Source organism: Enterobacter sp. BIDMC109, from assembly GCF_001037885.1.
GTDB lineage: Bacteria > Pseudomonadota > Gammaproteobacteria > Enterobacterales > Enterobacteriaceae > Enterobacter > Enterobacter hormaechei_C.
In genome coordinates this window covers 2,801,859-2,826,917 of sequence record NZ_KQ090002.1, presented here as the reverse complement: position 1 = coordinate 2,826,917, position 25,059 = coordinate 2,801,859, and the positions used below count along the sequence as shown (strand labels likewise).

The following is a 25,059-nucleotide window of genomic DNA, read 5'->3' as shown; positions in this document are numbered from 1 at the left end:
CAAAGAAGGGTAAATCAGCAAAAATTAAGCATATTCTTCTGTCGCCTGCCTTCGGGCAGGTCCAGAATAGAAACGGAACCCCCATATCGGGAAGACGTATTTTAAGGAATAACAATGAAAAAAATCGCCATCGCCTGTGCATTACTCTCCAGTTTTGTTGCCAGCAGCGTCTGGGCTGATGCAGCCAGCGACCTTAAAAGCCGACTGGATAAAGTGAGCAGCTTCCACGCCAGCTTCACGCAAAAAGTGACTGACGGCAGTGGCAACGCGGTGCAGGAAGGTCAGGGGGATTTGTGGGTGAAACGCCCGAATCTCTTCAACTGGCACATGACCCAGCCGGATGAAAGCGTGCTGGTGTCCGACGGGAAAACCTTATGGTTCTACAACCCGTTTGTTGAGCAGGCGACCGCCACCTGGCTGAAAGACGCGACCAGCAATACGCCGTTTATGCTCATTGCCCGTAACCAGTCCAGCGACTGGCAGCAGTACAACATTAAACAAAACGGTGATGAGTTCGTCCTGACGCCAAAAGGCAGCAACGGTAACCTGAAGCAGTTCACCATTAACGTGAGCAGCAACGGTACCATTAATCAGTTCGGTGCGGTTGAGCAGGACGATCAGCGCAGTAGCTATCAGCTTAAGTCTCAGCAAAACGGCGCTGTAGATGCTTCGAAATTCACCTTTACCCCGCCGCAGGGCGTAACGGTGGACGACCAACGTAATAAGTAAGAGGCATGAGTGAGCAACCTGTCGCTCGATTTTTCAGATAATGCGTTTCAACCTCTGGCCGCCCGTATGCGGCCAGAAAATTTAGCGCAGTACATCGGCCAGCAACACCTGCTGGCTGCGGGGAAACCCTTGCCGCGCGCCATAGAGGCCGGGCATCTGCACTCCATGATCCTCTGGGGGCCACCCGGCACCGGCAAAACAACCCTCGCTGAAGTGATCGCCCGCTATGCTAACGCGGACGTTGAGCGTATCTCGGCGGTTACCTCCGGCGTGAAGGAAATTCGTGAGGCGATCGAGCGCGCGCGGCAAAACCGTAATGCCGGGCGCCGCACCATTCTTTTTGTTGATGAAGTCCACCGCTTCAACAAGAGCCAACAGGATGCGTTTCTGCCGCACATTGAAGACGGCACGATTTTCTTCATCGGCGCAACCACGGAAAACCCGTCGTTTGAACTCAACTCCGCGCTGCTTTCCCGCGCCCGCGTTTACCTGCTTAAATCCCTGACCACAGAGGATATCGAAAAGGTTCTGACCCAGGCGATGGAGGACAAAGCGCGGGGTTACGGCGGACAGGATATCGTTCTGCCGGACGACACGCGTCGTGCGATCGCTGAACTGGTCAACGGCGATGCGCGTCGGGCGCTGAATACGTTGGAAATGATGGCCGATATGGCCGAAGTGGATGATGCCGGAAAGCGGGTGCTAAAGCAGGAGCTGCTGACCGAAATAGCCGGTGAGCGCAGCGCACGCTTCGATAATAAAGGCGATCGTTTTTACGACCTGATCTCTGCATTACATAAGTCCGTGCGCGGCAGCGCCCCGGATGCGGCGCTCTACTGGTACGCGCGTATTATTACCGCCGGTGGCGATCCGTTATATGTCGCGCGTCGCTGCCTGGCCATCGCGTCAGAAGATGTCGGTAATGCCGATCCACGCGCCATGCAGGTCGCTATTTCCGCCTGGGACTGCTTTACCCGCGTCGGACCCGCGGAAGGTGAGCGTGCCATTGCGCAGGCAATTGTCTATCTGGCCTGCGCGCCGAAAAGTAACGCGGTGTATACCGCCTTCAAAGCGGCGATGTCAGATGCACGTGAACGTCCGGACTACGATGTGCCGGTTCATCTGCGCAATGCGCCAACCAAATTGATGAAAGAGATGGGTTACGGGCAGGAGTATCGCTACGCCCATGATGAACCCAATGCCTACGCCGCCGGCGAGGAGTATTTCCCGCAGGAGATGGCACAAACCCGCTATTATCACCCCACAAACAGAGGTCTTGAGGGTAAGATTGGCGAAAAGCTCGCCTGGCTTGCCGGACAGGATCAAAATAGCCCTATAAAACGCTACCGTTAGTTCAATCGTTGCGGTAATGTTGGCAATATATCTCTGTGGCCGCAGGCTGTGGTCACTTTTTCCTTTTTTAATTCGATAAGCACAGGATAAGCATGCTCGATCCCAATCTGCTGCGTAATGAGCCAGACGCAGTCGCTGAAAAACTGGCACGCCGGGGCTTTAAGCTGGATGTAGATAAGCTGCGCGCTCTTGAAGAGCGTCGTAAAGTTTTGCAGGTACAAACTGAAAATCTGCAAGCAGAGCGTAATTCTCGATCGAAATCCATTGGCCAGGCGAAAGCGCGCGGGGAAGATATTGAGCCATTACGCCTGGAAGTGAACAAACTGGGTGAAGAGCTGGATCAGGCGAAAGCTGAACTGGATGTTCTTCAGGCTGAAATTCGTGATATTGCTCTGGCGATCCCGAACATTCCTGACGACAGCGTGCCTGTCGGCAAAGACGAAAACGACAACGTTGAAGTGAAACGCTGGGGCACGCCTCGCGAGTTTGACTTTGAGGTGCGCGATCACGTCACGCTGGGCGAAATGCACGCGGGCCTGGACTTTGCGGCTGCGGTTAAGCTGACGGGTTCTCGCTTTGTGGTCATGAAAGGTCAAATTGCCCATCTGCATCGCGCTCTGGCGCAGTTCATGCTGGATCTGCACACCGAGCAGCACGGCTACAGCGAAACCTACGTTCCGTATCTGGTTAACCACGATACGCTGTACGGTACCGGCCAGTTACCGAAATTTGCCGGCGATCTGTTCCACACCCGTCCGCTGGACGAGGAAGCAGACAGCAGCAACTACGCGTTGATCCCAACCGCGGAAGTGCCGCTGACCAACCTCGTGCGTGATGAGATCATCGACGAAGACGATCTGCCAATCAAACTGACCGCGCACTCTCCATGTTTCCGTTCTGAAGCCGGTTCTTACGGTCGCGATACGCGCGGTCTGATCCGTATGCACCAGTTCGATAAAGTTGAGATGGTGCAGATCGTTCGTCCGGAAGAGTCTATGGACGCGCTGGAAGAGATGACCGGTCATGCTGAGAAAGCGCTGGAGCTGCTGGGCCTGCCGTACCGCCGTATGGCGCTGTGCACCGGCGACATGGGCTTCGGTGCCTGCAAAACCTTCGACCTTGAAGTCTGGGTGCCTGCGCAGAACACCTACCGTGAAATCTCCTCCTGCTCCAACGTCTGGGATTTCCAGGCGCGTCGTATGCAGGCGCGTTGCCGCAGCAAATCTGACAAGAAAACCCGTCTGGTTCATACCCTGAACGGTTCCGGTCTGGCAGTAGGCCGTACGCTGGTTGCTGTGCTGGAAAACTACCAGCAGGCTGACGGACGCATTGAGATCCCGGAAGTGCTGCGCCCTTACATGAAAGGCCAGCAGTTCATCGGCTAATTATTTGCTCTAAGACAAAAAAGCGCCTCAGGGCGCTTTTTTTATGCCTCTGATTTGATACGAAGCAATAACCCCTCCCTCTAAAGTAGTAATACTCCTCCGAACGAAAGTCAGCATAAAACACTGATAACCAAAAATATCGTTATACATAAAACTATATAGCGGTGTATGCCGCCCTTTATTTCTTTGTGAGCAACCAAAGTGAGTCTTTATGAAAATCAAAGCGCCTGAAGCGTTAATGGCTGCCGAGGTCACTCGCCGTGGGTTGATGAAAACCACGGCAATAGGCGGTCTGGCGGTTGCCAGCAGCGCCTTTACGCTCCCTTTTACCCGTCTGGCGTCGGCGGCGGAGGCTCTGTCTCCCGCTTCAGCCCCGGAAAAAGTGGTGTGGAGTGCCTGTACCGTTAACTGTGGTAGCCGTTGTCCTCTGCGTATGCATGTTGTGGACGGTGAAATCAAATATGTCGAAACAGACCATACCGGCGATGATAACTACGAAGGGTTACATCAGGTTCGTGCCTGTCTGCGTGGCCGTTCAATGCGCCGTCGCGTTTATAACCCGGATCGTCTGAAATACCCAATGAAGCGCGTCGGTAAGCGTGGGGAAGGGAAGTTCGAGCGTATTAGCTGGGACGAAGCCTACGATATTATCGCGACTAACATGCAGCGCCTGATCAAAGAGTATGGCAACGAATCCATCTACCTCAACTACGGCACCGGGACGCTGGGCGGTACCATGACCCGCTCCTGGCCGCCGGGTAAAACGCTGGTGGCGCGCCTGATGAACTGCTGCGGCGGCTATCTCAATCATTACGGCGACTACTCTTCCGCACAGATTGCTGCGGGTCTGAACTACACCTACGGCGGCTGGGCAGACGGTAACAGCCCGTCGGATATCGAAAACAGTAAACTGGTGGTGTTGTTCGGTAACAACCCAGGCGAAACCCGGATGAGCGGCGGTGGGGTAACCTATTATCTTGAGCAGGCGCGCGCCAAATCCAACGCACGTATGATCATCGTCGATCCGCGCTATACCGATACCGGCGCGGGACGTGAAGACGAGTGGATCCCTATTCGCCCTGGTACCGATGCGGCGCTGGTCAATGCGCTGGCGTATGTGATGATCACTGAAAACCTCGTCGATCAGCCGTTCCTTGATAAATACTGCGTTGGTTATGACGAGAAGACCCTGCCAGCCAGCGCACCGGCTAACGGGCATTACAAAGCGTACATTCTTGGTCAGGGCAGCGACGGGGTAGCGAAAACCCCTGAGTGGGCATCCACCATTACCGGCATTCCAGTCGAACGTATTGTTCAGCTGGCCCGTGAAATTGGTTCAGCAAAACCGGCTTATATCAGCCAGGGATGGGGACCACAGCGTCACGCGAACGGCGAAATTGCCACCCGCGCTATTTCTATGCTCTCGATTCTGACTGGCAACGTTGGTATTCACGGCGGTAATAGCGGGGCGCGTGAAGGCTCGTATGAAGTCCCGTTTGAACGTATGCCAACGCTGGATAATCCGGTTCAGACCAGCATCTCCATGTTTATGTGGACGGACGCGATCGAGCGCGGCCCGGAAATGACCGCGCTGCGTGACGGTGTTCGGGGCAAAGATAAGCTGGACGTGCCGATCAAAATGATCTGGAACTACGCCGGTAACTGCCTGATCAACCAGCACTCTGAAATCAACCGCACCCATGAAATTTTGCAGGACGACAAGAAGTGCGAAATGATTGTGGTGATCGACTGCCACATGACCTCATCGGCGAAGTATGCCGATATTCTGCTCCCAGACTGCACCGCGTCTGAGCAGATGGATTTCGCGCTGGATGCCTCCTGCGGCAACATGTCCTATGTGATCTTCACTGACCAGGCCATCAAACCGCGCTTCGAGTGCAAAACCATCTATGAGATGACTTCTGAGCTGGCGAAACGTCTTGGCGTTGAGCAGCAGTTCACTGAAGGACGTACTCAGGAAGGGTGGATGCGCCATCTGCACGAGCTCTCACGCAAAGCCATTCCTGACCTGCCGGACTTCGATACCTTCCGCAAGCAGGGCATGTACAAGCAGCGCGATCCCGAAGGGCATCACGTGGCGTATAAAGCCTTCCGCGACGATCCGCAGGCCAATCCGCTGACCACGCCGTCGGGCAAAATCGAGATCTACTCCGAAGAGCTGGCAAAAATTGCCGCAACGTGGGAATTGCCGGAAGGGGACGTAATCGATCCGCTGCCGATTTATACGCCAGGCTTCGAAAACTACAACGATCCGCTGACGGCGAAATTCCCGCTTCAGTTGACCGGTTTCCACTACAAAGCGCGTGTTCACTCCACCTACGGCAACGTTGACGTACTGAAAGCGGCCTGCCGACAGGAGATGTGGATCAACCCGATGGATGCGAAAGCGCGCGGCATCAGTAATGGCGATCGCGTACGTATCTTCAACGGACGTGGCGAAGTGCATATCGAAGCTAAAGTGACTCCGCGTATGATGCCTGGCGTTGTCGCGCTGGGGGAAGGGGCCTGGTATAACCCGGATGCGAACCGTATCGATCAGGCGGGCTGCATCAACGTTCTCACTACGCAGCGTCCGTCGCCGCTGGCGAAGGGCAACCCATCCCACACAAACCTCGTTCAGGTTGAAAAGGCGTAAGGAGTAACCGATGACAACCCAGTATGGATTTTTTATTGATTCCAGCCGCTGCACCGGGTGCAAAACCTGCGAGCTGGCCTGTAAGGATTACAAAGATCTGACCCCGGACGTCAGCTTCCGGCGTATCTATGAATACGCGGGCGGCGACTGGCAGGAGGACAACGGCGTCTGGCATCAGAATGTCTTCGCCTATTACCTGTCGATTGCCTGCAACCACTGCGAAGATCCGGCCTGCACCAAGGTCTGCCCGAGCGGGGCAATGCACAAGCGCGACGACGGTTTTGTGGTGGTGGACGAGGATGTCTGCATCGGCTGTCGCTACTGCCACATGGCCTGCCCGTACGGCGCGCCGCAGTACAATGCCGCCAAAGGCCACATGACCAAGTGCGACGGCTGCCACAGCCGCGTGGCGGACGGCAAAAAGCCCATCTGCGTCGAGTCCTGCCCGCTGCGCGCGCTGGACTTTGGCCCGATTGAAGAGCTGCGCAAAAAACACGGTCAGCTTGCTGCCGTCGCGCCGCTGCCGTCTGCGCACTTCACGAAGCCGAGTATTGTGATTAAACCTAACGCCAACAGCCGTCCGACGGGTGACACCACCGGCTACCTGGCAAACCCGAAGGAGGTGTGAGATGGGAAGTGGATGGCATGAATGGCCGCTGATGATCTTCACGGTCTTTGGGCAGTGCGTGGCGGGCGGGTTTATCGTCCTTGCGCTGGCGCTGTTAAAAGGGAACCTCAATGCTGAACAGCAGCAGCGTTTGGTGTTAAGCATGTTTGGCCTGTGGGTGTTGATGGGCATTGGGTTTATCGCCTCTACGCTGCACCTGGGCTCACCGATGCGCGCGTTCAACTCCCTGAACCGCGTAGGTGCCTCTTCGCTGAGTAACGAGATTGCCAGCGGCGCAATCTTCTTTGCCGTTGGCGGGCTGGGGTGGTTACTGGCAGCGGTGAAAAAGCTGCCGTCAGGGTTACGCGCGTTGTGGCTCATCGTCACCATGGTACTGGGCGTTGTCTTCGTCTGGATGATGGTCCGGGTGTACAACACCATCGATACCGTTCCGACCTGGTACAGCGTCTGGACGCCGATGAGCTTCTTCCTGACCATGTTTATTGGCGGGCCGCTGCTGGGTTATCTGCTGCTGCGTGTGGCTGGCATTAATGGTTGGGCGATGCGCCTACTGCCCGCGGTCTCGCTGCTGGCGCTGGTAATCAGTACCGTTGTCGCGCTCATGCAGGGAGCGGAGCTGGCGACCATTCACAGCTCTATCCAGCAGGCTTCGGCGCTGGTGCCGGATTACGGTTCGCTGATGGCCTGGCGTGTGGTGCTGCTGACGGCGGCGCTGGTGTGCTGGATTGCCCCTCAGCTTAAAGGTTACTCGCCTGCGCTGCCGTTACTGTCCCTGGCCTTTGTGCTGGTGCTGGCAGGGGAGTTAATTGGTCGCGGCGTATTTTACGGTCTGCATATGACGGTCGGTATGGCTATCGCCAGCTAATTTTAGATTTTGTTATAAAAAGCCGGGACATAGCGCCCGGCTTTTCTTTTTTCATTCATGAAATTTTTCGACTGATGTTTCGTTGTAAAAATTCCCGGAAATAAATAAAAACAAATAGATAATTAATATCAGTAACAGGCTTTGCATTAGCAGGATGAGTTTTTTAAATCGACAAGGCGCATAACGTGCGTGACGCCTGAACCGGTGGATTGACTTTGTTTTTGCCAGTGGCATGATGCGCACGAAATCTGAACTTCCTCACGGTTTTTAATCCATGACCACCTATACCCGCCCGGTGCTTTTGTTGCTCTGTGGCCTGCTTTTGCTGACCCTGGCGATCGCGGTGTTAAACACACTCGTCCCACTATGGCTCGCCCATGAAAACTTACCGACCTGGCAGGTGGGTATGGTTAGCTCGTCCTTTTTTACGGGCAATCTGCTGGGCACCTTATTAACGGGCAGCCTTATTAAGCGCTTTGGTTTTAACCGCAGTTATTATCTGGCGTCGCTGATCTTTGCCGTCGGCTGCGCCGGTTTAGGCCTCATGGTCGGCTTCTGGAGCTGGATGGTCTGGCGCTTTATTGCGGGCGTCGGCTGCGCCATGATCTGGGTGGTGGTTGAAAGTGCGCTAATGTGCAGCGGAACGTCCCGTAATCGCGGGCGTCTGCTGGCGGCCTATATGATGGTTTACTACGTCGGTACCGTTCTGGGACAGCTGATGGTCAGCAAACTGCCAACCGACCTGATGAGCGTGCTGCCGTGGGTGACGGGCATGGTTCTGGCGGCGATCCTGCCGCTGCTCTTTACCCGCATTGTGAATCAAAACAGCGAGCATCAGGAAGCTACCCACGTCTGGCCGATGCTGAGACTGCGCCAGGCGCGTCTGGGGGTTAACGGCTGCATTATTTCCGGGATTGTGCTGGGCTCGCTCTATGGCCTGATGCCGCTCTATCTTAACCATCAGGGCGTCAGTGATTCCGGGATCGGTTTCTGGATGGCGGTGATGGTCAGCGCGGGGATTGTCGGCCAGTGGCCGATTGGCCGCCTGGCGGACCGCTTTGGTCGTCTGCTGGTGCTGCGCGTTCAGGTCTTCGTGGTCATCATGGGCTGTCTCGCCATGCTCAGCAACGCCGCGATGGCGCCTGCGCTGTTCATTCTGGGGGCTGCGGGCTTTACCCTCTATCCGGTCGCGATGGCCTGGGCCTGTGAGAAAGTTGAGCATCACCAGCTGGTTGCAATGAACCAGGCTTTGTTGCTGAGTTACACCATCGGCAGTTTACTGGGGCCGACTTTTACCGCTATGCTCATGCAAAATTATTCTGACAATCTGCTGTTTATTATGATCGCCAGCGTGTCGTTTATTTATCTGTTAATGCTGCTGCGCAAAGTGGGCGAACATCCAACGCCAGTGGCCCATGCATGACTTATTAAAAGCCTGTCGATGACAGGCTTTTTTGTCCCTGTCACATATAAGACTTTTACTTATTGTGAGTTTTTACTGCCTGGCGATAATTCAAATGAGTTTACCACTAAAAGGCTGCAATCATGTCTACTCGTCGTTTTTCCACTATCGCACTTGCCGTAGTGTTGGCTTTAACGTTTGCAACGGCTCCGGCCATGGCTAATCCTGGAAACGGGAATGGTGGTGGTCACGGAAACGGTGGCGGACAAGGTAATAGCGGCAATCATGGTAACGGGAACGCTGGTAACCATGGTAATAAACACAATAACGGTCAGGATAACCCTGGGAAATCGGATAAGAGCTTTAAAAACAGCAAAGATGTCGGTAATGATGTGGATGCTCGCGTGAGCTTCGATCATGCCCGCCATCTGGCACTGAATTACGGCTTAACGGGCTACGACTCTCTGCCTCCGGGAATTGCGAAAAACCTGGCGCGCGGTAAGCCACTGCCTCCGGGCATTGCGAAGAAAACCGTGCCAGCCGATATGCTGGGTCAGCTTCCTTCCTATCCGGGCTATGAATGGCGCGTGGTAGGTGACGACTTGGTCTTAATTGCGCTAAGTACGGCGATTGTGACTTCCGTTATTAACGGCGTCTTTAAATAGAATATAAAAAGGCCCGGTTTTCACCGGGCCTTTTCGTTAATACATGACCTTGTGGCCATACTGCTCAAGAATACCTTTGACGCGCTCCATCGTCTCTTTTTTCGGCGGCTTCACGCCATCGAGTTTGTACTCTTCACCCATCGCCACCCATTTATGTTTACCCAGTTCGTGATAGGGCAGGAGTTCAATTTTCTCCACGTTACCCATATCCCGGGTAAATTCACCCAGACGATGTGCAGAGTCATCATCATCTGACCAGCCCGGCACCACCACGTAGCGGATCCAGGTCTTGACGCCTTTATTGGCAATGTATTTGGCAAATTCCAGCGTACGGTGGTTTGAAACGCCAACCAGATTCTGGTGGATCTCATCGTTCATCTGCTTGAGATCGAGCATCACCAGATCGGTCACTTCAAGCAGTTCATCAATAACCGGATCGTAACGGCGCACAAAGCCGTTGGTGTCGAGGCAGGTATGAATGCCTTCTTTGTGGCAGGCGCGGAACCAGTCGCGCACAAACTCAGCCTGAAGAATGGCTTCACCGCCGGATGCCGTCACGCCACCGCCGGACGCGTTCATGAAGTGGCGATAGGTCACCACCTCTTTCATCAGATCTTCAACGGTGACTTCTTTACCGCCATGGGTGTCCCAGGTGTCACGGTTATGGCAGTACAGGCAGCGCATCAGGCAGCCCTGGAAGAAAGTGATAAAGCGGATCCCCGGGCCATCGACGGTGCCACAGGATTCAAAGGAGTGAATGCGACCAATAATTGACATTGCGGTGATATCTCCGAATTTGGCCCATCCGGGGGCCTATGTAGATGCACAGCTCAAAGGCTATGTCGAGTCTGTTTTGGCTGTTATCCATTAAGTATAGATAGCGGACAAAAGAGACTGATGAAGCGAGGGTGTTAAAAAGGCCCCACTTGCGTGGAGCCTTTATTGTACGCTTTTTAACGCGTGATTTCAGTCAATTCCACTTACATGGACTGAGTGAAAGTACGGGTAATAACGTCCTGCTGCTGTTCTTTCGTCAGGGAGTTAAAACGTACTGCGTAGCCAGATACGCGGATGGTCAGCTGAGGATATTTCTCAGGGTGTTCCATCGCGTCGAGCAGCATTTCACGGTTCATCACGTTCACGTTCAGGTGCTGACCACCTTCGATGGACGCTTCGTGGTGGAAGTAACCATCCATCAGACCCGCCAGGTTAGTTTTACGCACTTCGTCGTCTTTACCCAGCGCGTTTGGCACGATAGAGAAGGTGTAAGAGATACCATCTTTCGCGTAAGCAAACGGCAGTTTAGCAACGGAGGTCAGAGAGGCAACCGCACCTTTCTGGTCACGACCGTGCATTGGGTTAGCACCTGGGCCGAATGGCGCGCCAGCACGACGACCGTCTGGGGTGTTACCGGTTTTCTTACCATACACAACGTTAGAGGTGATGGTCAGAACAGACTGAGTCGGGATAGCGTTACGATAGGTAGTGAGTTTCTGAATTTTCTTCATGAAACGTTCTACCAGGTCAACCGCCATGTCATCAACGCGAGCGTCGTTGTTACCAAACTGCGGATATTCGCCTTCGATTTCGAAGTCGATAGCCAGACCATCTTCGTCACGAATTGGTTTAACTTTCGCATATTTGATTGCAGACAGGGAGTCAGCAGCAACGGACAGACCTGCGATACCACACGCCATGGTGCGAACGACGTCACGGTCGTGCAGCGCCATCAGAGAGGCTTCGTAGCTGTACTTGTCGTGCATGTAGTGGATAACGTTCAGCGCGGTCACGTACTGTTTAGCCAGCCAGTCCATGAAGTGGTCCATGCGCTCCATGACTTCGTCATAGTTCAGCACGTCGCCTTTGATCGGTTCAGACTTAGGACCAACCTGCATTTTCAGTTTTTCATCAACGCCGCCGTTGATTGCGTAAAGCATGGTTTTCGCCAGGTTTGCACGGGCACCGAAGAACTGCATTTGCTTACCAACAACCATTGGACTTACGCAGCAAGCGATAGCGTAGTCATCGTTGTTGAAGTCAGGACGCATCAGGTCATCGTTCTCGTATTGCAGAGAAGAGGTGTCGATGGACACTTTAGCGGCGAATTTCTTGAAGTTCAGAGGCAGTTTTTCAGACCACAGAACGGTGATGTTCGGCTCCGGAGAAGGACCCATGGTGTACAGGGTGTTCAGGAAGCGGAAGCTGTTTTTGGTTACCAGAGTACGGCCGTCTACGCCCATACCGCCGATAGATTCGGTTGCCCAGATTGGGTCACCAGAGAACAGCTCATCATATTCTGGGGTACGCAGGAAGCGAACCATACGCAGTTTCATGACCAGGTGGTCAATCATTTCCTGAGCGTCTTGTTCGGTGATTTTGCCTGCTTTCAGGTCACGTTCGATGTACGCATCCAGGAAGGTGGATACGCGGCCGAAGGACATTGCTGCACCGTTCTGAGACTTAACAGCGGCCAGGTAGCCGAAGTAGGTCCACTGGATAGCTTCCTGAGCGTTGGTTGCAGGACCAGAGATATCGCAGCCGTATTTAGCCGCCATCTCTTTGATCTGACCCAGCGCACGGTGCTGTTCAGCAATCTCTTCACGCAGACGGATAGTCGCTTCCAGGTTTACGCCGTTTTCCAGGTCAGACTGGAGAGAGACGAACTGTGCGTATTTGTCTTTCATCAGGAAGTCGATACCGTACAGCGCAACGCGACGGTAGTCACCGATGATACGGCCACGGCCATAGGCATCTGGCAGACCGGTCAGAACGCCAGATTTACGGCAGTTCAGAATGTCTTTGGTGTAAACATCGAATACGCCCTGGTTATGGGTTTTACGGTATTCGGTGAAGATTTTTTTCAGCATTGGGTCCAGCTCGCGGTTATACGCTTTGCAGGAACCTTCAACCATTTTGATACCACCGAACGGGATGATTGCGCGTTTCAGTGGTGCTTCAGTTTGCAGACCAACGATTTTCTCAAGGGCTTTGTTGATGTAGCCAGCATCGTGAGAAGTGATGGTAGAAGCAACGGAGGTGTCAAAATCAACTGGCGCGTGAGTGCGGTTTTCCAGTTTAACGCCTTCCATTACGCTGTCCCACAGCTTGGTGGTTGCGTCAGTCGCACCAGCCAGGAAGGATTCGTCACCTTCATACGGGGTATAGTTTTTCTGAATGAAGTCACGGACGTTGACTTCATTCTGCCAGTCACCTTTCGTAAAACCTTCCCAGGCTGTGGCTAACTTTTCATTAAGCTCGGACATGTAACACCTACCTTCTTAAGTGGATTTTTTATTTACTGCCTGAGACAACCATTAATGATGATCGCCGCCACGCAGGTAAATGACCCAGTATGTCAACCCAACTAACAGACCCCCACCGATAATGTTCCCGATAGTGACGGGGATCAGGTTATCAGTAATGAAGTTCATAATAGTCAGGTGTGAAAAACTTTCCGGGGTTGAACCTACAGCAGTCCAGAACTCCGGGCTTGCAAAGTTGCGGATAACAATCCCCATCGGGATCATGAACATATTCGCAATACTGTGCTCAAAGCCGCTGGCAACAAACATCGCAACCGGCAGAACCATAATCATGGCTTTATCCATCAGGCTACGACCAGAGTAGCTCATCCAGACCGCCAGGCAGACCATCAGGTTTGCGAGGATGCCGAGAGCAACAGCTTCGATAAATGTATGGTGCATTTTGTGGTCGGCGGTTTGCAGGACGTTAAGCCCCCAGCCGCCGTTGGCGGTCATATACTCGCCAGAGAGCCACATCAACAGAACAAAGAGCAGACAGCCAATCAGGTTGCCAACGTAAACGTTGAGCCAGTTGCGCCCCAGTTGACCCCAGGTAATTCTTCCGCTGGCTTTTGCCACCACAATCAGCACCGTTGAGGTGAAGAGGTCGGCGCCGCAGATGACGCAGAGAATCAGGCCCAGTGAGAAGCAAATACCACCAATCAATTTCGCTATGCCGAAAGGCATCCCGGCAGTGCCGGTGGTGGCTGTGATATAGAAGACGAAAGCGATGGAGATGAACACCCCAGCCGTAATGGCCAGAAAGAACGTCGTCATCGGATGTTTCGTGGCTTTGTAGACACCCGCTTCTTCGGCAACTTTCGCCATCGCAGCGGGGAGTAATAGATCAAAAGGGTTGTCAGCTTTCACACTAACTCTCTCTTTATTAAGTCGGCGACGAGATACTAACAAAGCATTATAGAAGAGAAATTGATATAGATCATATCTCGCCTGGCTTATAGGCCCGCAGTGTGTATGGTTTTACAGCAAAAGCGGAGTAACTATTTGATTATCCGTATAAAAATAAATTTTAAAAGTTATGAAAAGAGTTGAATTTTTTCCTTCAGCCTCCCGTGGAACAGTTAATTAAAATGGAGTATTTATTATAATTAGTAACAGTAAAGCTCAGGTAAGCGTTTTTATATTTACCCGTGGTTAACTTAATTATTACAATTAAACGTCATTGCGGAAAAATAAAAAAAAAGGGGCAATGAAATTGCCCCGTAATATAGCTCAGGCGATTGAATACGCCTACAGCCATTAATGTTATATGCGCTTATTTTGACCAGTAAGCGGCTTTTGCCTTCTGCAATTTTTCATACGCATTCAGCAGTGACTGATGCGCCGGGAAGGCTTTCAGATCGTTGTCAACCGCTTGCAGGCCGTAGAATGGTTCTTCACCGCTCAACGCCGCGCTGGCAGCTTCAACGGCATCCGCACCGTACATACGTACAAAGGCGTTCAGATACTGCAATGGCTCGCGGTCGTCTTCCTGAGAAAGCAGGAGCAGCGTTTGCAGGCAACGGTAATAGTTAGTGCGCTCGGCGGAGAAGACGGACTGGTTAAACTCCATCGTCCACTCGGTCCAGGCCAAAGCCTGATCCAGATCGCCGCCCGCCAGCGCCAGCATCGCTTTCAGCTCGCCGATGCGCAGGGTGTACCAGCCGTTATCTTTTCCGGTCGCCAGACCCAGCAGTTCGCGCACGCGGGTGAAATCATCGTGTCCTTCTTCGTCCAGCTGGGCGATCAGGTTCAGATAATCTTCTTTATCCCACTCGCTGCCTGGCAGGGCCAGCAGGGTTTCACGCAGATGTGCGCCCATGCTGTTGTTCGCCAGCCACAGATCTTCTGCCGGATAAATGTCCGACATACCTGGCACAATAATACGGCACGCGTAAACACCGAGGTGTTCATAGTCGGCAATGTAAACTTCCTGATCTTCCGCGTTGAAGATCGCCATCAGGGTGGCGAATTCTTCTTCCGTCGTACCGGCAAAGCTCCAGTCCACGAACGGATAGTCCGCGTCCTGTTTGAACATATCCCAGGAGATCAAACCGCTGGAGTCGATGAAGTGAGTTTCGAGGTTGGTGTGCTCGGCGACTTCTTCGTCATCAAAGGTTGGCGGAGTAAAGACATCGAGATCTTTCAGGCTACGACCTTGCAGCAGTTCGGTTACGGTACGCTCCAACGCCACGCCGAAGTCCGGGTGCGCGCCGAAGGAGGCGAAACAGGTGCCATTTGCCGGGTTGAACAGTACCACGCAGATAACCGGATATTTGCCGCCCAGAGAGCCGTCATAAGCAAAGATTGGGAAACCTTCTGCTTCCAGTTTGGCGATGGATTCCACCACGCCCGGGTAGCGCGCCAGCACGTCAGCCGGGATCTCCGGCAGGCTGATGGATTCAGCAATAATGCGGTTTTTGATATGACGCTCGAAAACTTCAGACAATCCCTGCACGCGCGCTTCGTTGCGGGTATTACCGGCAGACATGCCGTTAGACACATACAGGTTGCCGACGATGTTCATCGGGATATAAACGGTCTGCTCGTCAGACTGACGGGTGAACGGCAGGGCGCAGATCCCACGATCCTCATTGCCGGATTGCAGGTCGATCAACATGCTGCCGGTCAGTTCGTTTTCCGGATCGTAGAACGCGCGCAGGCGGGCATCGAGAATGCCTTCCGGCAGTTCATCGTTTTCGGTCAGCGGGAACCATTTTTCGTTCGGATAGTGAACGAACGGACCGTTGGCAATAGTTTCGCCCAGCCAGAAGTCGGCGAAGAAGTAGTTGGTGGACAGACGCTCAAAATACTCACCCAGTGCAGAGGCCAGCGCCGCTTTTTTGGTCGCGCCTTTACCGTTGGTAAAGCACAGCGCACAGTCTTTGTCGCGAATATGCACGGACCAGACGTGAGGCACCGGATTCAGCCAGGAGGCTTCTTCGATATTAAAGCCCAGGTCGGTCAGTTTCTGCTGGAAGCGAGCGATGGAATCTTCCAGAGCGGCGTCTTTGCCGGGGATAAACGTTTGAGTCATGGCGTTCACTTTTATCGTACGTAAAGCGCGCAATGATACGGGTTTTGCGTGACGGGTGCTATCTCCGGCGAAAATAAATGGCTGGACTATGCTTATAAGCAGTAACCTACTGTTAAGGCATAAAAAAATGAAAGCTTTCGATCTCCAGCGGATGGCGTTTGATAAAGTCCCTCCTGAGTTTTTAGGCGAAGTAGCGCTGCGCAGCCTGTACACCTTTGTACTCGTTTTCCTGTTTCTGAAAATCACCGGACGTCGCGGCGTGCGGCAGATGTCGCTGTTTGAAGTGCTGATCATCCTGACGCTGGGGTCGGCGGCAGGGGACGTTGCCTTTTATGACGATGTGCCGATGGTGCCGGTCTTTATCGTCTTCGTGACGCTTGCACTGCTGTACCGGCTGGTCATGTGGCTGATGTCGAAAAGTGAGAAACTGGAAGATCTGCTCGAAGGGAAGCCGGTGGTGATTGTCGAAGATGGTCAACTGGCCTGGGAGAATGTGCAAAGCGCCAATATGACGGAGTTTGAGTTCTTTATGGAACTCCGTTTGAGCAGCGTTGAGCAACTGGGGCAGGTGCGTCTGGCGATTATGGAAACGAATGGTCAAATCAGCGTCTATTACTATTCCGACGATGAGGTGAAGCCCGGCCTGTGCATCCTGCCGGATATGCTCATCGAGCGATACAAAACTGTACCTGAAGCGGGCGAGTACGCCTGCATAAAATGTAGTCATGTCGTGGTTATGCAGGCGGGCGAACATCAATTATGCCCCCGCTGTACGAATCCAGAATGGACGAAGGTTAGCCGGGCTAAACGTAACACCTGACAGCGATTTTGTCGGTTTTGTGACAACGGTACGGCAGATTGTATTGTGTGACGAGGGGCACATTTCTTCGGCCATCAGTTTTAGACATTGCGGCGCGTGTCACTGAATGATAAAACCGATATCCACAGTTATAACTTATGGCTTTTAGCGTGGTGAGGGGAAATGGCTCAAGTCTTTAATTTCAGTTCAGGTCCGGCAATGTTACCGGCAGACGTGCTCAAACAGGCTCAACAGGAGCTGTGTGACTGGAACGGTCTGGGTACGTCGGTGATGGAAGTCAGCCACCGGGGTAAAGCGTTTATTCAGGTGGCGGAAGAAGCAGAAAAGGATTTTCGCGATCTGCTGAACATTCCCTCGAACTACAAAGTATTGTTCTGTCACGGCGGTGGACGCGGCCAGTTTGCGGGTATCCCGCTCAATCTACTGGGCGACAAAACCACCGCTGATTACGTTGATGCCGGCTACTGGGCGGCCAGTGCGGTAAAAGAAGCGCACAAATATTGCACGCCGAATGTCATCGATGCCAAAGTGACCGTTGACGGTCTGCGCGCCGTGAAGCCGATGAGTGAGTGGCAGCTTTCTGACAACGCCGCGTATCTTCACTACTGCCCGAACGAAACCATCGACGGTATTGCCATTCACGAAGAGCCAGACTTTGGCGAAAATGTCATTGTGACGGCGGATCTCTCTTCAACCATTCTGTCCACCCCGCTGGATGTCAGCCGCTACGGCGTCATCTACGCGGGTGCCCAGAAAAACATCGGTCCTGCGGGTCTGACTATCGTTATTGTGCGTGAAGACCTGCTGGGGAAAGCCCATAAGTCTTGCCCGTCAATTCTGGATTACACCGTCCTGAACGACAACGATTCCATGTTCAACACCCCACCAACGTTTGCCTGGTATCTCTCCGGCCTGGTCTTCAAATGGCTGAAGCAAAAAGGCGGTGTGGCGCAGATGGATAAGATCAATCAGCAAAAGGCTGAACTGCTGTACGGCGTGATCGACAAGAGCGATTTCTACCGTAACGATGTCGCCAAAACTAACCGTTCGCGCATGAACGTGCCGTTCCAGCTGGCGGACAGCAACCTGGATAACGTGTTCCTGGAAGAGTCCTTCGCGGCGGGTCTGCATGCGCTGAAAGGCCACCGTGTGGTAGGCGGAATGCGCGCCTCTATCTATAACGCCATGCCGCTGGAGGGCGTTAAAGCCCTGACTGATTTCATGATCGACTTCGAACGTCGTCACGGTTAATTGGCTGTTTTTCACCCCCGCAGCGTTCCTGCGGGGTTTTTATTATGTTGAGCTGAGAGTTGAGTTTCATGGAATCCCTGACGTTACAACCTATCGCGCGGGTAGATGGCACCATTAATCTGCCTGGTTCAAAAAGTGTCTCGAACCGCGCTCTGCTGCTGGCAGCTCTGGCAAACGGCACCACCGTCCTCACTAATCTGCTGGACAGCGATGACGTGCGCCATATGCTCAATGCACTGAAAGCGTTGGGCGTTCAGTACGCGCTGTCTGACGATCGTACCCGTTGTGAAGTCACCGGTAACGGCGGCGCGTTACATTCTGCTGAAGCGCTGGAGCTTTTCCTGGGTAACGCCGGTACCGCGATGCGTCCTCTGGCCGCTGCGCTGTGTCTGGGGAGTAACGATATTGTGCTGACCGGTGAGCCGCGAATGAAAGAGCGTCCGATCGGCCATCTGGTGGATGCCCTGCGTCAGGGCGGCGCGCAGATTGATTATCTTGAGCAGGAAAATTACCCGCCCCTGCGTCTGCGCGGGGGATTCACTGGCGGTAATGTTGAGGTTGACGGTAGCGTTTCCAGCCAGTTCCTGACTGCGCTGCTGATGACCGCACCGCTGGCACCACAGGACACCGTCATCAGCATTAAAGGCGACCTGGTTTCTAAGCCGTACATTGATATCACCCTGCACCTGATGAACACCTTTGGTGTTGAGGTGGAAAACCAGTCTTATCAGCGTTTCGTGGTGCGCGGAGCGCAGCAGTATCAGTCCCCGGGCCACTACCTGGTTGAAGGCGATGCTTCATCCGCCTCCTATTTCCTTGCCGCAGGCGCGATTAAAGGCGGTACGGTTAAAGTGACGGGCATTGGCCGCAACAGCGTGCAGGGCGATATCCGTTTTGCTGACGTGCTGGAAAAAATGGGCGCGGTGGTGACCTGGGGCGATGACTTCATCTCCTGCACCCACGGTGAGCTGAACGCCATCGATATGGATATGAACCATATTCCGGATGCGGCGATGACCATTGCCACCGCTGCGCTGTTTGCGAAAGGCACCACCACGCTGCGAAACATTTACAACTGGCGTGTGAAAGAGACGGACCGCCTGTTCGCGATGGCAACCGAGCTGCGTAAAGTGGGGGCCGAGGTAGAAGAGGGCGAAGACTACATTCGCGTCACGCCGCCGGCAAAACTGCAATTTGCAGAAATTGGCACCTACAACGATCACCGCATGGCGATGTGTTTCTCGCTGGTGGCGTTGTCAGATACGCCAGTCACTATCCTTGATCCGAAGTGTACGGCAAAAACGTTCCCGGACTACTTCGAACAGCTGGCGCGCATTAGCACCCTGGCCTGATGATCGTATGCCGCATCACCTGATGCGGCATTTCCTTACGCTTTCTGACACTCATCCTCTTTCATTTCTTCTACACTCTGCTTCAATCATTCCGTAATTTGCACGCAAAGGTAACAGTTGCGCACGTTGGCGCGTATAATGCGCGGCGTTCATGTAAACGGTATGCCTTAATTAAGGAGAAAAAGATGACGGCAATTGCCCCGGTAATCACCATTGATGGGCCAAGTGGCGCAGGGAAAGGTACTCTGTGCAAAGCGATGGCGGAAGCATTGCAATGGCATCTTTTAGATTCGGGAGCAATCTATCGCGTGCTGGCGCTGGCTGCGCTGCATCATCATGTGGATGTTGCGTCTGAAGAAGCTCTGGTACCGCTGGCTGCGCATCTGGATGTGCGCTTTGTCTCGACCGATGGCAACCTTGAAGTGATCCTTGAAGGGGAAGATGTCAGCGGTGAAATCCGTACGCAAGAAGTGGCCAATGCGGCCTCTCAGGTGGCGGCTTTCCCACGCGTTCGTGAAGCGCTGTTACGTCGCCAGCGCGGTTTCCGTGAAGCGCCGGGGCTGATCGCCGACGGCCGCGACATGGGAACCGTGGTATTCCCCGATGCGCCAGTGAAAATTTTCCTTGACGCCTCTTCAGAAGAACGTGCTCAACGCCGCATGCTTCAGTTGCAGGAAAAGGGGTTTAGTGTTAACTTTGATCGCCTTTTATCCGAGATAAAAGAGCGCGATGACCGCGATCGTAACCGCGCCGTCGCACCACTTGTTCCCGCGCAAGACGCATTAGTGCTGGATTCAACCAGTTTAACTATTGAGCAAGTGATTGAAAAAGCGCTACAATATGCGCGCCAAAAACTGGCACTCGCGTAATCGCGACCGATTTAGCAGTACCCCCGCTGCAATGGATTGACGGCGGGTATGTGAAACAACCCCATCCGGCACGGAGCCAGGTGGACGTTAATATTAACCTGAAGATTAAACATGACTGAATCTTTTGCTCAACTGTTTGAAGAATCCTTAAAAGAAATCGAAACCCGTCCGGGTTCCATCGTTCGTGGCGTTGTTGTTGCTATCGACAAAGACGTTGTACTGGTTGACGCCGGTCTGAAATCTGAGTCTGCCATCCCGGCTGAGCAGTTCAAAAACGCCCAGGGCGAGCTGGAAATCCAGGTTGGTGACGAAGTTGACGTTGCTCTGGACGCAGTAGAAGACGGCTTCGGCGAAACCCTGCTGTCTCGTGAGAAAGCTAAACGTCACGAAGCATGGATCACGCTGGAAAAAGCTTACGAAGAAGCTGAAACTGTGGTCGGTGTTATCAACGGCAAAGTTAAAGGTGGCTTCACTGTTGAGCTGAATGGTATTCGTGCGTTCCTGCCAGGTTCTCTGGTAGACGTTCGTCCAGTCCGTGACACCCTGCACCTCGAAGGCAAAGAGCTTGAGTTCAAAGTAATCAAGCTGGACCAGAAGCGTAACAACGTTGTTGTTTCCCGTCGTGCCGTTATCGAATCCGAAAACAGCGCAGAACGCGATCAGCTGCTGGAAAACCTGCAGGAAGGCATGGAAGTCAAAGGTATCGTTAAGAACCTCACTGACTACGGCGCATTCGTTGACCTGGGCGGCGTTGATGGCCTGCTGCACATCACCGACATGGCGTGGAAACGCGTTAAGCACCCAAGCGAAATCGTGAACGTGGGCGACGAAATCACTGTTAAAGTGCTGAAGTTCGACCGCGAGCGTACTCGTGTATCCCTCGGCCTGAAACAGCTGGGCGAAGATCCATGGGTAGCTATCGCTAAGCGTTACCCAGAAGGTACTAAACTGACTGGTCGCGTTACCAACCTGACTGACTACGGCTGCTTCGTTGAAATCGAAGAAGGCGTTGAAGGTCTGGTGCACGTTTCCGAAATGGACTGGACCAACAAAAACATCCACCCATCCAAAGTTGTTAACGTTGGTGATGTAGTGGAAGTGATGGTTCTGGATATCGACGAAGAACGTCGTCGTATCTCCCTGGGCCTGAAGCAGTGCAAAAACAACCCATGGCAGCAGTTCGCGGAAACCCACAACAAGGGCGACCGTGTTGAAGGTAAAATCAAGTCTATCACTGACTTCGGTATCTTCATCGGCCTGGACGGCGGCATCGATGGCCTGGTTCACCTGTCTGACATCTCCTGGAACGTTGCAGGCGAAGAAGCAGTTCGTGAATACAAAAAAGGCGACGAAATCGCAGCAGTTGTTCTGCAAGTTGACGCAGAGCGTGAGCGTATCTCCCTGGGCGTTAAACAGCTCGCAGAAGATCCGTTCAACAACTGGGTTGCACTGAACAAGAAAGGCGCAATCGTAAACGGTAAAGTGACTGCTGTTGACGCTAAAGGCGCAACCGTAGAACTGGCTGACGGCGTTGAAGGTTACCTGCGCGCTTCCGAAGCTTCACGTGACCGCGTTGAAGATGCAACTCTGGTTCTGAGCGTTGGTGACGACGTTGAAGCTAAGTTCACCGGTGTTGACCGTAAGAACCGTGCAATCAGCCTGTCTGTTCGTGCTAAAGACGAAGCTGATGAGAAAGATGCAATCGCAACTGTGAACAAACAGGAAGATGCAAACTTCTCTAACAACGCAATGGCTGAAGCTTTCAAAGCAGCTAAAGGCGAGTAAGTTCAGGTTCGCACCATCATTTGAGCTGTAACGCATTTACAGCGCGAAGGATGGAGAGCAGACTTGACAGATTGCAGGATTCGTCCTGTAATCAATAACAAAGGGCGGCTACGGCCGCCCTTGTTTAATAAGCTGTTCAGCTAATGGGTTTGAAAGGAACCGGAGGAATCATGACCAAGTCAGAATTGATTGAAAGACTTGCCAGTCAGCAACCGCATATCCCTGCCAAGGCTGTGGAAGATGCCGTTAAAGAGATGCTGGAGCATATGGCTACCACTCTTGCCCAGGGCGAGCGCATTGAAATCCGCGGTTTCGGTAGTTTTTCTCTGCACTATCGTGCACCACGTACCGGGCGTAACCCGAAGACTGGCGATAAAGTGGAGCTGGAAGGAAAGTATGTTCCGCACTTTAAGCCGGGTAAAGAACTGCGTGATCGCGCCAATATTTACGGTAACTGAGTTTAATCATCAGGGTTAAACTGAGTTTAAAGAAAGCACCTTAGGGTGCTTTTTTTGTATCCCGCCCCTGCATTTCTGAATACGCGCCGCATTTAAATTTTCTCCTTGCTGTAAACACTTAAAAAGGTTGCAACGCCCGCTGTAAATCACGTTTTTTCTGTCTGACGACGCATCAGTCCCGCCGCATAATCGCCTGAAACATGGAGGTGAAGATGGGGATCCACGTTATCAGTATGTGCGCCATTCTGGCCATAATCCCGCTCTATTGGTTACCCGTTTTGCCTGATTTGCATATTGTCTGGTTGCTGATTGCCGCAGGAATTGCGTTATCCGTACAGCAGAGAAAATGGCTCAGGTTTTCAGGCCTCGCATTGCTTTTTATGTGCTGGGGGATCCTGGCCGCTCAGGAAAGCGTGTGGCAGATGAACTATTTAACGCAAGCACCGCAGCAGGCCGAGGTGGTCATTACCGCAACGGACGGCGCAACGATGCATCAGGGAAGGATTGTCAGACTCAATGGAAAACGCGTGTGGGCTGCCATGGGCGTGGCGCTGTATGGCAACTATCTGCCGCAAAACGTCTGCGTGGGTCAACGCTGGGCAATGACCCTGCGGCTCAGGGCGGTACACGGAGAACTCAACGATGGCGGCTATGATTCACAGAAAAATGCCTTTGCCCGACACCAGACGCTGAGTGGACGGTTTACCCATGCGGCGCTCGTTGACGAAGGCTGTAGTCTGCGTGCGCAATACCTGACATCACTACAGAATACTCTTTCAGCATATCAGTGGGGACCCGTGATCCTGGGGCTGGGGATGGGGGAGCGGCTGTCGGTCTCGCGGGAGATAAAAAACCTGATGCGTGATACCGGAACGATGCATCTGATGGCAATCTCGGGATTACATATTGCGCTGGCCGCTTCTGTCATCTGGTTTCTGGCGCGGGGCATTCAGTTCTTCCTGCCGGGCCGCTGGATTATCTGCCAAATCCCCTTGCTGGCAGGGCTGATTTTTGCCGCGTTTTACGCATGGCTAACGGGCTTGCAGCCGCCCGCGCTGCGCACGGTTATCGCGCTTGTGGTACTGGCTGCATTAAAAATGAGCGGTCGCCAGTGGTCGCCCTGGCAGGTATGGCTTACCTGCGTGGCAGCGATCCTGATTTTCGACCCACTGGCGATACTGTCACAAAGCCTGGCGTTGTCAGCGTTTGCGGTCGCCGCGCTTATTTTTTGGTATCAGTGGTTGCCTCTCCCGCACTGGCAACGTGGCCGGTGCCTGCGGCCGCTGGTTACGCTAGTGTATTTGCAGGTCGGAATGTTGCTGCTTCTGTTGCCGCTTCAGGTCCTGATTTTCCATGGTTTCAGCCTCTCCTCGCTGGTGGCGAACCTGTTTGCCGTTCCCCTGGTCACGTTTATCTCAGTTCCGCTGATCCTGCTCGGCATGTTTCTGCATCTGTTTCCGGTCGCTGTGCTGGAAAGTATCGTCTGGCTGGCTACTGATAAATCTCTGGCAGGGCTTTTCTGGCTATTGATGCGTTTACCGAATGGCTGGCAGGACGTTGATGAACGCTGGCAATACCTGACGTTACTGCCGTGGCTGCTGGTCATTGGCTGGCGATTCAGGGCCTTCAGCGCAGCACCCGCAGTCTGTCTGGCAGGCAGCGTGGTGCTGGCCTTTCCCCTCTGGCACAGGGTTAAAACAGACAGCTGGTCCCTGCATATGCTGGATGTAGGGCAGGGGCTGGCGATGGTCATTGAGCGTCACGGCAAGGCCATTCTGTATGACACCGGGCTGGCATGGCCCGGTGGGGACAGTGCGCAGCAGCTGATTATCCCCTGGCTACGCTGGCATCATCTGAAACCGGAAGGGGCGATCCTGAGCCATGAACATCTCGACCACGCGGGGGGACTGGCATCGCTAAAAGCTGCCTGGCCCGCAATGTGGATCAGGAGCCCCTTATCCTGGTCCGGACATCTTCCGTGCTTTCGAGGACAGCGATGGCAGTGGCAGGGTTTAACGTTCTCCGTACACTGGCCACCCGAAAACACCTCGGCGAAAGGTAACAACCGCTCCTGTGTGGTAAAAATCGATGACGGCGAACAGAGCGTTTTACTGACCGGAGACATTGAAGCGCAGGCAGAACTGGCAATGCTAAGCCATCGCGGCGTCAGCTTGCGTCTACACTGATCCAGGTGCCACATCATGGAAGTAACACGTCATCTTCAACACCGTTGCTACAGCGCGTAGAGGGGCAGGTTTCGCTGGCCTCGATGGCTCGCTATAACGCGTGGCGTTTCCCTTCTATTAAAGTGGTCCGGCGCTATCGAACGGAGGGATATCTCTGGCTTGATACCCCGCATTCCGGGCAGATATCTGTGACCTTTTCGCACCATAGTCGGCAAATTCGTCGCTTACGCGAACACTATTTACCGCGTTGGTATCATCAGTGGTTTGGCGCGCCCGTAGATAACGGGTAGAATATGCGGCTATTTCAACAAATGCT

The 25,059-nt window shown here is 53.4% G+C and carries 18 protein-coding genes and 1 pseudogene; 15 read left to right on the top strand and 4 right to left on the bottom strand.

Annotation, left to right across the window (positions count from 1 at the left end; translation table 11 throughout):
• Positions 1 to 114: 114 nt before the first annotated feature.
• The 8 genes from lolA to SK62_RS13385 all read left to right on the top strand — a co-directional run bounded on the left by lolA (position 115) and on the right by SK62_RS13385 (position 9,683).
• Entirely contained in the window at positions 115 to 729 is a 615-nt protein-coding gene (gene lolA, locus SK62_RS13420) for an outer membrane lipoprotein periplasmic chaperone LolA (RefSeq protein WP_003858270.1), read from the top strand.
• 9 nt (positions 730 to 738) lie between these two features.
• Entirely contained in the window at positions 739 to 2,082 is a 1,344-nt protein-coding gene (rarA, locus tag SK62_RS13415) for a replication-associated recombination protein RarA (protein WP_006809396.1), read from the top strand.
• Positions 2,083 to 2,174: 92 nt separating this feature from the next.
• Complete coding sequence (serS, locus tag SK62_RS13410) at positions 2,175 to 3,467, top strand: serine--tRNA ligase (protein WP_048249604.1); 1,293 nt, start codon at positions 2,175 to 2,177, stop codon at positions 3,465 to 3,467.
• 211 nt (positions 3,468 to 3,678) lie between these two features.
• Complete coding sequence (gene dmsA / locus SK62_RS13405; protein WP_047718661.1) at positions 3,679 to 6,123, top strand: dimethylsulfoxide reductase subunit A; 2,445 nt, start codon at positions 3,679 to 3,681, stop codon at positions 6,121 to 6,123.
• A gap of 10 nt (positions 6,124 to 6,133) precedes the next feature.
• A complete protein-coding gene (locus SK62_RS13400) occupies positions 6,134 to 6,751 on the top strand; it encodes a DMSO/selenate family reductase complex B subunit (RefSeq protein ID WP_017384545.1) in 618 nt (205 codons plus the stop codon).
• Between the two features lies 1 nt (position 6,752).
• Positions 6,753 to 7,616 (top strand): dimethyl sulfoxide reductase anchor subunit family protein, encoded by an 864-nt coding sequence (locus SK62_RS13395; protein WP_017693703.1) that lies wholly within the window; start codon positions 6,753 to 6,755, stop codon positions 7,614 to 7,616.
• A 274-nt stretch (positions 7,617 to 7,890) separates the two neighbouring features.
• A complete protein-coding gene (locus SK62_RS13390) occupies positions 7,891 to 9,039 on the top strand; it encodes an MFS transporter (protein WP_003858254.1) in 1,149 nt (382 codons plus the stop codon).
• A gap of 122 nt (positions 9,040 to 9,161) precedes the next feature.
• On the top strand, positions 9,162 to 9,683 hold the full coding sequence (locus SK62_RS13385; RefSeq protein WP_047717603.1) for an anti-virulence regulator CigR family protein: 522 nt from the start codon (positions 9,162 to 9,164) through the stop codon (positions 9,681 to 9,683).
• Between the two features lie 36 nt (positions 9,684 to 9,719).
• Here the strand turns inward: SK62_RS13385 and pflA are convergent, their stop codons facing one another.
• The 4 genes from pflA to ycaO all read right to left on the bottom strand — a co-directional run bounded on the left by pflA (position 9,720) and on the right by ycaO (position 16,022).
• Positions 9,720 to 10,460 (bottom strand): pyruvate formate lyase 1-activating protein, encoded by a 741-nt coding sequence (gene pflA / locus SK62_RS13380; protein ID WP_003858250.1) that lies wholly within the window; start codon positions 10,458 to 10,460, stop codon positions 9,720 to 9,722.
• A gap of 203 nt (positions 10,461 to 10,663) precedes the next feature.
• The gene (gene pflB / locus SK62_RS13375) at positions 10,664 to 12,946 is read right to left on the bottom strand and encodes a formate C-acetyltransferase (RefSeq protein ID WP_015570975.1); all 2,283 of its coding nucleotides are present in this window, start codon (positions 12,944 to 12,946) and stop codon (positions 10,664 to 10,666) included.
• A gap of 51 nt (positions 12,947 to 12,997) precedes the next feature.
• Positions 12,998 to 13,855 carry a formate transporter FocA gene (gene focA / locus SK62_RS13370; protein WP_017384832.1) on the bottom strand — a complete coding sequence of 286 codons (858 nt, stop codon included), beginning with the start codon at positions 13,853 to 13,855 and terminating at the stop codon, positions 12,998 to 13,000.
• Positions 13,856 to 14,261: 406 nt separating this feature from the next.
• Positions 14,262 to 16,022, bottom strand: coding sequence for a 30S ribosomal protein S12 methylthiotransferase accessory factor YcaO (gene ycaO, locus SK62_RS13365; protein WP_015570974.1), 1,761 nt, complete (start codon positions 16,020 to 16,022; stop codon positions 14,262 to 14,264).
• Between the two features lie 127 nt (positions 16,023 to 16,149).
• Between ycaO and SK62_RS13360 the strand changes: the two genes are divergently transcribed.
• The 7 genes and pseudogenes from SK62_RS13360 to SK62_RS13330 all read left to right on the top strand — a co-directional run bounded on the left by SK62_RS13360 (position 16,150) and on the right by SK62_RS13330 (position 25,033).
• Positions 16,150 to 16,842 carry a DUF421 domain-containing protein gene (locus SK62_RS13360; protein WP_017384830.1) on the top strand — a complete coding sequence of 231 codons (693 nt, stop codon included), beginning with the start codon at positions 16,150 to 16,152 and terminating at the stop codon, positions 16,840 to 16,842.
• A 162-nt stretch (positions 16,843 to 17,004) separates the two neighbouring features.
• A complete protein-coding gene (serC, locus tag SK62_RS13355; RefSeq protein WP_017384829.1) occupies positions 17,005 to 18,093 on the top strand; it encodes a 3-phosphoserine/phosphohydroxythreonine transaminase in 1,089 nt (362 codons plus the stop codon).
• Positions 18,094 to 18,161: 68 nt separating this feature from the next.
• Positions 18,162 to 19,445, top strand: a complete 1,284-nt coding sequence (gene aroA / locus SK62_RS13350) for a 3-phosphoshikimate 1-carboxyvinyltransferase (protein WP_015570969.1) — start codon at positions 18,162 to 18,164, stop codon at positions 19,443 to 19,445.
• A gap of 185 nt (positions 19,446 to 19,630) precedes the next feature.
• On the top strand, positions 19,631 to 20,314 hold the full coding sequence (gene cmk, locus SK62_RS13345; RefSeq protein WP_015570968.1) for a (d)CMP kinase: 684 nt from the start codon (positions 19,631 to 19,633) through the stop codon (positions 20,312 to 20,314).
• Between the two features lie 111 nt (positions 20,315 to 20,425).
• Entirely contained in the window at positions 20,426 to 22,099 is a 1,674-nt protein-coding gene (rpsA, locus tag SK62_RS13340) for a 30S ribosomal protein S1 (RefSeq protein WP_003858235.1), read from the top strand.
• Between the two features lie 170 nt (positions 22,100 to 22,269).
• Positions 22,270 to 22,557 (top strand): integration host factor subunit beta, encoded by a 288-nt coding sequence (ihfB, locus tag SK62_RS13335; RefSeq protein ID WP_003858233.1) that lies wholly within the window; start codon positions 22,270 to 22,272, stop codon positions 22,555 to 22,557.
• Between the two features lie 212 nt (positions 22,558 to 22,769).
• A pseudogene (locus tag SK62_RS13330) lies at positions 22,770 to 25,033 on the top strand (ComEC family protein).
• Positions 25,034 to 25,059: the final 26 nt, after the last annotated feature.